The sequence below is a fragment of the Leptolyngbya sp. KIOST-1 genome, assembly GCF_000763385.1.
Lineage (GTDB): Bacteria > Cyanobacteriota > Cyanobacteriia > Phormidesmidales > Phormidesmidaceae > Nodosilinea.
The window spans coordinates 1,506,998-1,518,859 of record NZ_JQFA01000002.1; the positions used below are offsets into that span (position 1 = coordinate 1,506,998).

The following is an 11,862-nucleotide window of genomic DNA, read 5'->3' on the forward strand; positions in this document are numbered from 1 at the left end:
CTGCCTTCTTTTTACTACGGTTTTTGGACCTGGGCTTTAAGGTCTGGGGTTTGGCGGGGTAGAGCTGTCAGGGGAACAGGATTTATACCGAAAGGCTGGGTTTGAGCCTCCGGCTCCGGTCTCGGCGGCCACAAAAGGGTTAACTTTTGTAAGATCTCCCCAGCACCCATGGCACAGCAGGAGACGCAGGGACGGCATGGAACGATTTAACATGGAACGATTTAATCTGACGGGGTTCAGGCGGTTTTGGGCGATCGCGAAGTCCTACTGGTTTGGCGACGAAAAGTGGAAAGCGGGGGGCCTGCTGCTGCTGACAGCGGTGTTTTTGCTGGGCTATACCGGCCTCAGTGTGGTGCTCAACAACAAGCGCGGCGTGCTGATCTCGGCTCTCTCGGCCAAGGATGAAGCCCGATTCTGGGAGACGGTGCTGGTGTTCATTGGGGTGCTGGTGGCCTACGCGCCGCTGCTGGCGGGCTACGACTACCTGCAAAAGCGCCTGGGGCTGGAGTGGCGGCGCTGGCTGACCGGGCGGTTTGTGGGTGACTACTTCCGCGATCGCGCCTTTTACAACATCCAGCAGTTTCAGCCCGACATCGACAACCCCGACCAGCGTATCGCCGAAGACGTCAAGAACTTTACCCAGCAGTCCCTGGCGTTGCTGCTGGTGGTGGTCAGCTCCGTGCTCCAGGTGATCGCCTTTAGCAGCGTGCTGTGGGGCATTTCCCGGTCCCTGGTGGGCTTTCTGGTGCTCTACGCCGTGGTAGGTACCCTGGTCACGGTGCTGGTGTTCGGTCAGCCCCTGGTGCGGCTCAACTTTGAGCAGCTGAAGCGGGAGGCCAACTTTCGCTTCAGCCTTGTGCGCATTCGCGAACATGCCGAGGCGATCGCCTTTTACCGGGGCGAAACCCAGGAGGCCGGCCAGGTCAACCACCGGTTCCTGGAGGCCTTTGAGAACTTCAAGCGGCTGATCCTCTGGGAACTCAACCTCGGCGTTTTGACCAACGCCTACGAGTTCATTCCCTTTGTGCTGCCCGCGATCGTGGTCGCCCCCGCCGTGTTTGCGGGCGATTTGGAGGTAGGCAAAGTCTCCGAGGCCCAGGGGGCGTTTGTGCGGGTGTTCTTTTCGCTCAACGTGGTGGTGGCCCGGTTCTCAGAGCTGACCTCCTTTGGGGCCGGAATTGACCGCCTCTACGGCTTTGCCGAAGCACTCAACCACGGCGAGATCGAGTCCGCCCCCCCAGCCAGCTCCGCCCCAGCCGAGCCCGCCGATAGCGAGACTACCGCCCTAGACCCAGCCGAACTCGCCGACGCGGGGACTACCGCCTCCGCCTCCGCCAAAACCGCCATTCCCGCAGCGCCGCTCGATCGCCCCACGATCGCCATTGCCACCGCCGACACCCTGGCGCTGGAGAACTTTACGCTGCAAACCCCGAACTACCAGCGCACCCTGGTTGAGAACCTTTCCATGCAGGTGCCCAACCATAGCGGACTGCTGATCGTGGGGCCGAGCGGCTGCGGTAAAAGTTCGCTGCTAAGGGCGATCGCGGGCCTGTGGCACTCCGGCAGCGGCACCATCCACCGCCCCGACCTCGACCACATTTTGTTCCTCCCCCAAAAGCCCTACATGATTCTCGGCTCCCTGCGGGATCAGCTGCTCTACCCTCACCCCCACCAGGAGGTAGACGATGTCGCCCTACAAACCGCCCTGGAAACGGTGAACCTGGCTGATTTAGCCGATCGCTTTGGCGGCTTTGACGCCATCGAAGAGTGGGGGGATGTGCTGTCGCTGGGGGAACAGCAGCGCCTCACCTTTGCCCGCATTCTGATCAATCAACCCGACTTTGCCATTCTCGATGAGGCCACCAGCGCGCTGGATCTGGCCAACGAGGCCAAACTCTACGATCATCTGCGCCATACCGGCACCACCTTTGTCAGCGTGGGACACCGCGAGTCGCTCTACGACTACCACCAGATCACGCTCGAACTCGGTGAAGACCACACCTGGAACCTAAAAACCCTCGCCCCCGCTCCAGTCGATGCCTAGGGCGTGTCATCAAATCTGGCTATCGCCATACCTCAAGCCTTGCCACGCCCGCACAAAAACACCCCCTAGGGGCTGCAACCGTTGATTTTAGGGCTTTCAAAAGTCGATTGATAACAGCCCCTAGGGGGTGTCAACGTTGACTTGTTACACTGGGAGGGTTCAGTTTCTTCCAGCGGGATTACAGGCAAGCAATGCCAACCTTTTTTTAAGGTTGGGTAACATTCACCCCTGAAACTGGGCATTTAGTGGTGACAGCTACGGATTGCCCCCAGCTTACTGCTTACCCTGGGTCGAGGTGAATGGGTCGTTGGGCTGCCTGTCCTCACCGACATCGCTCGATCGCAAAACCAGACCTTGCAGGTCAACTTCACGTTAGAACGCACAAATTCTCAACTTTTCACATTTTACAGAATGCTTGACCTGTATACAGTTGGGGTAAACACGAACCAGTAGCGGTCCAACTAACCCACAATTTACCTTAGGGAAAAGGGCACATTTCAACGTGGATCGTTAAGATGAACAGGTCAGAAAAGCAGAAAATAAGCACCTTAGCCTGCATCTTAAGAATTAATTAATTTTTAGGCTACAATCTCTATGGGTAACGAGGAGTGTCGTTATGTTTGTCCGCTTAGCCGAGCAGCACCGTCAATTTGTTAGGGATCTGGTCATGAACCTTCAGGCACTGGCCACAGTGCTTGAGGGCATGGGCTATCTGGCATCCTGCTATACCTGCGGTGGTCAGCTTAACAGCGCATCTTTCATGGTTAGCCTGGGCGACGATCACCTGATTCGCTTTTTGGTGTCCGACTACGGCATCACCTGGACCGAAATGCGCGACGATCGCGAACTGATGAAGCTGGAGGGGGCTGAAGCCATTCACCAGCTGCAGGAGTTGGCCAACCTGGTCAAGTTCCGCATTCAGCCCCTTGGGCAAGAAACCGCAACGGCTAAGGTCTAGCTCTGCGGCAACCATAGACCGCCAGAGCCCACAGTTTCACAATCACCACCACAAACACCACCTTCCCCCCTGAGGGGAAACACGCACCGCTGGCAACTGTCGGTGTTTTTTCGGTTTATAGCCTTAATCCTCTGTCAGGCCTGAATTTGTCGGTTGGGTAGCACGCTAGAGCACCGGTTCAGTATGGCTGCGATCTCCAATTTGCCACCGCAGAGTCTGCCACCGCAGGGTCTACAGAGCCCTACCGATTCCTTGGCAGCACAAAGGTTTAAACCGATGATCGATCGCTCCTTTCCGTCGGGTCCAGGGCGGCGGAACGCCCCTGGTCGACGGGGGTCTGGGACCAGCGACATGGCCCCAGTAGCACCTTGGGCTTAGCGCCGCAGTTGTGGCTCGCATACCCCTAGCCTCGCTGCAAACCAAGTACTGTACCGACGCTCTAGCAGAATCCAACCTGGCTGACTGCTGCTGGGTTACGCTCCGCTCCACCCAGCGACAAAACCCATTACGCTCCCATTGCGCTAAAGAGGGTCACGCTAAACAGGTAGGTCAGTGGGGTTTACGATCGCCAGGTCAGCCCAGTACCAGGCCTAAGCCGGTACTACCGTGCGCTCTAGTCCGGCCAGCCCAAAGGCGTTGTGCACCGCCCGCAGGGCCGTAACGCCCTCGGCCTCGGCCACCACGCAGCTAATTTTGATCTCGGACGTAGCGATCATCTGCAGGTTAATGCCCTGTTCCGACAGCGCCTTGAACATGCGGGCGGCCACACCGGGGGCGTAGATCATACCGGTGCCCACCACGCTGACCTTGGCGATCGCCTCATCCACCGCCACATCCCCAAAGCCCAGGTCGGCGGCGGCCGCCTCGACTAGAGCCTTGGCGGTTTGGGCATCGGCCTGGGCCACGGTAAAGGCAATGTCGCGGGTGGCCTGGCCATTGACCAGACGACAGCGCTGGGACTGGATGATCATGTCAACGCTGACGCCGTGGGTGGCCAGCAGCTGAAAGATCTTGGCCGCCATCCCGGGGCGATCGGGCACGTGGCGGATGGCCACGCGGGCCTGCTTGATATCGAGGGCCGCCCCCCGCACCTCGGGGGCCGGGGCAGTGGCCTGGGGCGAGTTGCCCTGGGGCACAGGCGATGAGGTGACCTCAAAGGCCTCGCACAGGACGGCAATGGCGCGATCGCAGTCATCGACATCAATGGTGCAGCTCACCTTCACCTCCGAGGTAGAGATCAGCTGAATATTGATGCCCGCCGCCGCCAGGGACGAAAACATCTTGGCGGCCACCCCCGGTCGGCCAATCATACCCGCCCCAGCAATGCTGATTTTGGCCATTCGCTGGTCGACCATCACCTCAGCCTGGGTGGTGTCGGTGGGGTTGCTGCGCAGGGCCGGGCCAATCGCCTCGGCCACCGCCTCGGCCTTGGTCAGATTGGCCTTCACCATGGTGAAGGCGATGTCGTTGGTGTTGCCCTCGTGGATGGATTGAATGATTAAGTCAACGTTGAGCGATTGGGTAGCCAGTTCTCCAAACAGGCGGGCGGCAATGCCGGGGCGATCGGGAATGCGCAGCAGCGCCACCTTGGCCTGGTCGGTGTCAAACTCAACGGCGTCTACCGGCTGGGCCAGCTCCAGCCCTTCCAGCGGGCGCGGCTGGGGTCGGGGCGAAATCACGCGGGTGCCCGGTTCATCGGTCCAGCTCGATCGCACCACCAGAGTGACACCGTAGTTGCGGGCAATCTCCACCGCTCGGGGGTGCAGCACTTTCGCGCCCAGGCTGGCCAGCTCCAGCATTTCGTCGCTGGTGATCTCCTCCATCAGCTGGGCCTCGGGCACCAGGCGGGGATCAGTAGTCAGAATGCCGGGCACATCAGTATAGATTTCGCACTTTTCTGCCGACAGGGCCGCTGCCAGGGCCACCGCCGACGTGTCAGAGCCGCCCCGACCCAGGGTAGTAATTTCAAGATCAGAGGTCTGACTAATGCCCTGAAACCCCGCCACCACAATCACTTTGCCTTCGCTGAGGTGGCGCTGTAGGCGATCGGTTTTGATCTTCAGAATCCGGGCGCGGGTGTGCTCGGCCTCGGTGACAATGCCCACCTGAGCCCCGGTCAGCGAGATCGCCTCCTGCCCCTGGGCGTGCAGGGCCATGGTCAGCAGCGCAATCGAGACCTGCTCGCCGGTTGATAGCAGCATATCCATCTCGCGGCGGCTGGGCTGGCTGGTGATGTCGGCGGCCAGCTTGACCAGGCCGTCGGTGGTCTTGCCCATGGCCGACACCACCACCACCACCGAGTTGCCCGCCTCTACCGTCGCCTTCACCCGCTGGGCGACCGCCTGAATCCGCTCCACGGTGCCTACGGAGGTGCCCCCATATTTCTGTACAATCAGCGCCATAGTTACTATCGTTTGCCTCCCTGCGAGGGTCAGGTCCTTCCCGACGGTATGGTGGCCTGGCCACCCTGGTTTTCAGGAAGCGGGACTTGGAGTAGAGCTCTCCAAATTTTAGTCTTATACCACCACTCCAGCACTGCTCCAGCGCAACACCTACAGCGGTTTGATCGCAGGGAAGGGCTACAGCGGGTACCAAAACCTAATCTTTCACTCTACCAGCCCGGCCCCTGCCTTCAACACCCCCAGGAGCAGCTTGACCCAATCTTGGTCAAGCCATAGCCGGGTTGAAGGGATATAGCATAGAACACAGTATTTAGCGGTATTGTGTTTTATAACGAAAAGTAACAACCCGCCTCCCCAGTATTGTCATGCAGACCGTCCAACGTCCCCTCGACTCCACCGCTATGGCTTCCAACGTGGTTCTTGAAGACCCGGGTTCCACCCTTGAAGTGCCGCCGGTTACCCCTGGCAAGCCCCAGGTGGTCATTATTGGAGGTGGCTTTGGCGGCCTCTATGCAGCTCAGCATCTGGGGCGGGCCGATGTAGAAGTAACCCTGATCGACAAGCGCAACTTTCACCTGTTTCAGCCGCTGCTGTACCAGGTGGCAATGGGCGGACTCTCCCCTGGGGATATCGCCTCTCCCCTGCGCGGCGTACTGAGCGCCCAAAAGAATACCCGGGTGCTGATGGGTGAAGTGGTCGATATCGACCCCGAGCAGCAGCGGGTGAACCTCAAGGATGGCCGCACCATTCCCTACGACAGCCTGATTGTGGCCACGGGCATGAGCCACTTCTACTTTGGCCGCGACGACTGGGCCGATGTTGCCCCCGGCCTCAAAACCGTGGAGGACGCGTTAGAAATGCGTCGGCGCATTTTTGCGGCCTTTGAAAAGGCAGAAAATACCAGTGACCCTGCCCTCAAGCAGAGCCTGCTCACCTTCGTGATTGTTGGCGGTGGCCCCACCGGAGTGGAACTGGCCGGGTCCCTGGCGGAGCTGGCCTACCACACCCTGCGCAACGACTTTCGGCACATTGACACCACCGCCAGCCGCGTTCTGTTGATCGAAGGGATGGATCGGGTGCTGCCACCCTTTCCGCCGGAGTTGTCGGCCCGCGCCCAAGCCGACCTGGAGAAACTGGGGGTTGAGGTGTTGACTCAGTCCCTGGTGACCGATATTCAGGGCCATGAGATTACCCTGCGGCAGGGCGATCAGATTCACACCCTACAGGCGGGCACGGTGTTGTGGGCGGCCGGGGTGCGCGACCCCGGCATGGGGGGTCTGCTGGCCGATCGCACCGGAGCAGAGCGCGATCGCTCGGGCCGCGTCATCGTTAGCAACGACCTCAGCCTGCCCACCCACCCCAACATTTTTGTCGTGGGCGATCTGGCCCACTTTGCCCACCAGGGGGATCGCCCCCTGCCCGGCGTTGCCCCCGTGGCCATGCAGGAGGGCAAGTACGTAGCCCGGCTGATTCAAAAGCGACTCCAAAACGAACCTCTGCCTCCCTTTGAGTACAAAGACACCGGCAGCCTGGCGGTGATTGGTCGCCACGCCGCTGTGGTCAATCTGCCCTGGGCCAAGCTCACCGGCTTTCCGGCCTGGTTTGTGTGGCTGTTTGTGCACATCTTTTACCTGATTGAATTTGACAACAAGCTGATGGTGATGACCCAGTGGGGGGCCAACTACCTGACCCGCAAGCAGGGCTCCAGACTGATTACCGAGAAGGTGATTGAGAAAGTCGAGGTGACGGCGGCGGGCGATCCGTTATGACCCCCAACCCCCAAGCGCTGCCCGACTATGAAAGCCATCTGCTGGCGGCGATGGCCTTCTTCCTAGGGCGCGATCCAGAGGCCCAGGCACGGGCCTGTCTGTGCATGTACCTGCGTCAGGCTGAGCCCCGGATTATGGCCCAGGTGCGCTACTACGCCCACCAGATTTCCACCCAAACAGGGCAGCCGCTGGACGCCTACGATCTGCTCCAAAGGATTTTTGATTCACCGGAGGCGGTGGCGGCTGCCCTGCCCCACTTGGGCCGAGTGCACGACAATGACCAACCCGACGTGTTTAGCTAGCCCTCCGCTGGGGGCGAGTGGGTTTCCACCTAAGGGAAAAGACAATTTGCTCAGTCGCCCCACGCCGATCTCGGGCCATCAATTACTGATAAAGTTTCGCAATTTCTGCTGAATTGGGGATGCTGCCTGTGTATAGATCCTAACAGGCCAGTCAGTGGGAGTTATGATGGCGTCTTCTTGGCTACAGGGGTTCCAGTTTAGGTCTATCAACCGTTGGCGACGATTTGTAGGGCTGATGGGGACAACCCTGGCGGTCAGCCTGCTGCTGGCTACGCCGGGCTCTAGGGCCGCGGCGCAGACCAACGCTGCCGCCACCGTCACCGAAATTCTAGACAGCAACCAGGTCTATATTCAGAACCGCACAGCCCAGGTCAATAGCGTGGCTCAGCAGCGGCAGCAGGTGAGAACTCGGGCTGCCCGCACCTCGCTGCGATTTAGCACTGGGGCGGTTGCTCGCCTGGCCCATAACTCCAGTTTGGTGGTGGGTCAGTGTGCCCAACTCGACCGGGGCACGCTGCTGGTCAACGGCACCCTCAACGGCTGCTCCACCTCCACCGTGGCCGGGGTGCGCGGCACGATCTATACCCTTGAAGTGACAGAGGCTGGGGAAACCATCATTCAGGTGTTTGAAGGCGAGGTGGTGGTCGAGCGCAACCCCAACCCAGTCACCGTTGACCCAAGGGCCGACGATTTTAATCCCCTCGATCCATCCCTGGACCCGGTGGTGCCTCGCACCGACCCGGTAGTGCCCTTCATCAACCCCATGGAGTCGCCCGCCACCCCTGGTCCGGGCAGCGATCCTACTTCCCCGGCACCGGAGGGTCCCGGCTTTGAGCCGACGCCTGATCCCTTTGTTCCACCGACCGGCCCCGCCACAGGGAACCCTCCCCAGGGGCAGCTAGTGGCAGCTCAGCTGAGGCTCAAGCAAGATACGTCACTGCCCAACGACATGGACCCAACAACCGAACTCCCGATGGGCAGTGGGGAGGGAGAAACCGTCCCCTTTACAGAGGCGGACGCCCTGACGATCGCCGAGGGCCAGCAGGTGATTATCCGGGCTGAGGACAACCAGGCCGTGATTCTTTCCCTGTCGCCAGAGGATTTTATTCAACTCCTGGAAGGTCCGTTAATCCGGGGCTTTGCGCTGGAAATACCGGGGATGGCCAATCTGCGGCGCTCCTTTGAGCAGCTGTTCCCTGGGGTGCCCTTGCCCCTCTACTGGATGCCACAGATTCCCAGTCCACCAATTCGCTTTCCCTTCCCGTTCTAGGGGCTGCCATCGTTCTAGGGGCTGGCATCAACTGGCCTTTGCAGGCCCAAGCATTAACGGTTACAGCCCCTAGCCTGACATCTGGGTCGGGCATGGCACCCCTGATGGTAACCGGGTTTTAGCCAGAATGCAGGACAGGCCCTAGGATGGGCTATGACGCCAGGAGAGAGATGCCGTGAGATCCTACCGCCGCCTGTTTCAGCTGGGGCACGGGCTGATGGTGAGCTGGGCCGTGTTTGGGGCGATCGCCCTGGCTTCCCAGCATCCGTGGATCGCGCTGATTGAGGGGCAGGCCCAGTCGTTTTTGCTGCGGCTGCGGGGGCCGGTGCCTGCGCCCGACGAAATCGTGATCCTGGGCATTGACGAATACTCGCTCACCCAGGGCGCCCTGTACCGAGCCGATCCCCAGCGCTACCCCTTCTTGGCCCCGCTGGCGATCTGGCCCTGGCGACGGCAGGCCTACGCCCAGGCGATCGAGCAGCTGATGGCCGCTGGGGCGAAGGCGGTTTCCCTGGATGTGCTGCTGGTGGACCCCAGCGGCTACGGCCCCGACGACGATGCTGCCCTGGAGGCCACCCTGGCCCGCTGGGGCGATCGCGTCGCCCTGGCCGCCGCCTACGATGTGTCGAGCAGTGACTTTGGCCTGTTTACCAGTCTGCTGGAGCCGATCTACAGCAGCCCGGCCCAGGTGGGGTTGATCAACCTGGAAGCCGATGTGGACGGTAAGTACCGCGCCTTTCCCGATCGCGGCATCGCCACCCTGCGAGAGACCCACGGCTTTGGCGATACCCTGCCCTCCCTGGCCAGGGCGACCTTGGCCGCCGCTGACTATCCCCCCCCAGTGCGCCCCGGTCAGGACCTCTTTTTCTACGGCCCGGCGGGAACGTTTCCGGTGGTGTCGTTTGTGCAGGTGCTTGACCCCATCAACTGGCCCCTGGTTGCCGACCAGTTTGAAGGCAAGATTGTACTGATTGGCCCGATGGCCGAGTCGTTTCAGGACCGCAAACGCACCCCCATCGACAACCGAATGCCGGGGGTTGAAATTCATGCCCATGCCCTGGCCGGGCTGATGGAGGACAGAACCCTCGGTGCGGCCCTGCCCAATCCGGTCGCCCAGGGACTGCTGACGGCGATCGCCATCGGTGCGATCGGGCTGGGGCTGGGCTATCGACTGACCCAGCCGGTTCCCAGGCTGGCGGGCTTTTTGGCGGCGATCGCCGCCTGGGGCGCCCTGGCTTACCTGCTGATGGTGCACCGCGATCGCCTGATGCCGGTGGCCATTCCCGTCGCCTGCCTGGGCATGGGCGGCATCACCTACATCGCCACCGGGGCCGTCAGCAACCGACTGGAGGAACAGCGCCTGCGCCGCACCCTGGAGCGCTACGTCGCCCCGTCGGTGGCCCAGGAGATTCTCAACCAGCCCGAAGACTTCACCAGCCTCACCGTAGGCCAGCGGTTTCAGGCGGCGGTGCTATTTTCGGACATTCGCGGCTTTAGCCGCATTTCCTACCAGCTCGGGGCCGAAGAGACCGTCAGCCTGCTCAACACCTACCTCAACGAGATGGTGGATGCCATTCTGAAATACCGGGGCACCATCGACAAGTTCATTGGCGACGCGGTAATGGCCGAGTTTGGCGCACCCAAATCCCTGGGGCCAGAGCAGGATGCCCTGGGGGCCGTTTCCGCTGCCCTGGCCATGCGTAGGGCCCTGGCGGCGCTGCGGGTCCGTCTAGAAGCCCAGGGGCTACCGCCCCTGTTCAACGGCATCGGCATCAGCTACGGCGAACTGGTAGTGGGGAACGTGGGGTCGGTGCAGCGGCTGGAGTACACCGCCATTGGCGACACTGTCAATGTCGCCAGCCGCATCGAGGGGCTGACCAAGCTAATCGGCACGGATATTTTGATTACCCAGCCCTGCTACGATCTGGTCAAAGACCATATTGTCACCGTAGACCACGGCACCCACGTTCTGGCCGGACGCGAGCAGGAGGCGGTGCAGGTGTACGGCGTGATCGCCCTCAAGGGCGAAAGCAATGAGCTCTACCACCAGGTGCAAACGGATCTGGTCCAGCACCTCAGCCAGCCCAAGGCCATCACCGTTCCCACTCGTTCCCAAACGGCGGGATAGCGCGATCGCCACCCGCCACCAGATTTTGCCAGGGCAGGCAATTTTGGCGGCAAAGGTTTGCCGAACAACCCGCCAAATCGCTCAAGGCCGAAGACAAAATAGTCACCGCTATAGGTATTGGCAAAAGGTATCGGCAATCCCCTTCATCGCTCAACTCTGCCCCCGACTGCCCAGGCGAGGGCGTTTAGGCTTTGGGACAGGGGACTCTAGACCCAGATAGCTCGACAGCCAAAACACGCAGAGGTAAAACGGCCCGGTGTCGAGCAGGGCCGCCACCAGCTTAAACACATAGCCGTAACCGATAAACCGAATCAGTTGCGGCCAGAGTTCCTGCCCCGCTTCAATGGGCAATGCCCCGGCAATAAAATGGGTGATGAGCACCACAGCTGTCGTATCGACGAGTTGGCTAACCAGGGTAGAGCCGTTGTTGCGCAGCCACAGGTGCTTGCCGTTCGTCAGGTCTTTCCAAAAGTGAAACAGGTAGACATCGACAAACTGGGCCGTCAGGTAGGCCGCCATGGAGGCCCCTACGGCACCAAAGGTGAGGTTGCGAATTTCAAAGAATACCGGCAGGCGTCCTGCGGCATCGCGGACCAGTGCGCCCGTAGCGGGGTCAGTGGGTTCAAAGCCAGGCAGCAGGCCCCCCAGCCAGACGATAAAGAGCACCCAGACATTGAGCAATAGCCCTACCCACACCACCTGATTGGCCCGTTCCTTGCCGTAGAGTTCTGAGATCAAGTCGGTGCAGAGAAAGGTGAGCGGGTAGGGCAGCACTCCCACCGCTACTGTGACGGCAAAGTCGCCCCAGGTAAACACATTGACAAAGCGGCTGATGCTGAGAATGTTCAGCATGCCCAGGGTGCCAAGAAATAGTCCAGAAAGCACCAAAAACACTGTTTCGCGCCGATTTTGCAAATACTCTGGCACCTGGCCAGAGGCCACCGTCGTTAAAGGCTCTGCTTTCATCGCTGGAGATTCTCTCTAAAGAA

At 60.6% G+C, this 11,862-nt stretch carries 8 protein-coding genes; 6 read left to right on the forward strand and 2 right to left on the reverse strand.

Annotation, left to right across the window (positions count from 1 at the left end; genetic code table 11):
• Positions 1-211: 211 nt before the first annotated feature.
• Both NF78_RS06650 and NF78_RS06655 read left to right on the forward strand, forming a co-directional pair.
• On the forward strand, positions 212-2,044 hold the full coding sequence (locus NF78_RS06650) for an ABC transporter ATP-binding protein/permease (protein ID WP_035988928.1): 1,833 nt from the start codon (positions 212-214) through the stop codon (positions 2,042-2,044).
• Positions 2,045-2,660: 616 nt separating this feature from the next.
• Complete coding sequence (locus tag NF78_RS06655; RefSeq protein WP_035985426.1) at positions 2,661-3,002, forward strand: DUF1815 family protein; 342 nt, start codon at positions 2,661-2,663, stop codon at positions 3,000-3,002.
• Positions 3,003-3,592: 590 nt separating this feature from the next.
• Here NF78_RS06655 and NF78_RS06660 read toward each other — a convergent pair.
• Entirely contained in the window at positions 3,593-5,404 is a 1,812-nt protein-coding gene (locus NF78_RS06660) for an aspartate kinase (protein ID WP_035985427.1), read from the reverse strand.
• Positions 5,405-5,769: 365 nt separating this feature from the next.
• On the opposite strand from NF78_RS06660, the gene NF78_RS06665 reads away from it, so the two are divergent.
• The 4 genes from NF78_RS06665 to NF78_RS06680 all read left to right on the forward strand — a co-directional run bounded on the left by NF78_RS06665 (position 5,770) and on the right by NF78_RS06680 (position 10,873).
• Complete coding sequence (locus tag NF78_RS06665; protein ID WP_156119675.1) at positions 5,770-7,173, forward strand: NAD(P)/FAD-dependent oxidoreductase; 1,404 nt, start codon at positions 5,770-5,772, stop codon at positions 7,171-7,173.
• A complete protein-coding gene (locus tag NF78_RS06670; protein ID WP_035985428.1) occupies positions 7,170-7,475 on the forward strand; it encodes a hypothetical protein in 306 nt (101 codons plus the stop codon). Before NF78_RS06665 ends, NF78_RS06670 begins: the two co-directional genes overlap by 4 nt.
• Positions 7,476-7,641: 166 nt before the next feature.
• Positions 7,642-8,745 carry a hypothetical protein gene (locus NF78_RS28085; RefSeq protein WP_225885241.1) on the forward strand — a complete coding sequence of 368 codons (1,104 nt, stop codon included), beginning with the start codon at positions 7,642-7,644 and terminating at the stop codon, positions 8,743-8,745.
• Between the two features lie 175 nt (positions 8,746-8,920).
• A complete protein-coding gene (locus tag NF78_RS06680; RefSeq protein ID WP_052049910.1) occupies positions 8,921-10,873 on the forward strand; it encodes a CHASE2 domain-containing protein in 1,953 nt (650 codons plus the stop codon).
• A 150-nt stretch (positions 10,874-11,023) separates the two neighbouring features.
• Here the strand turns inward: NF78_RS06680 and NF78_RS06685 are convergent, their stop codons facing one another.
• The gene (locus NF78_RS06685; protein WP_035985429.1) at positions 11,024-11,839 is read right to left on the reverse strand and encodes a queuosine precursor transporter; all 816 of its coding nucleotides are present in this window, start codon (positions 11,837-11,839) and stop codon (positions 11,024-11,026) included.
• Positions 11,840-11,862 lie beyond the last annotated feature (23 nt).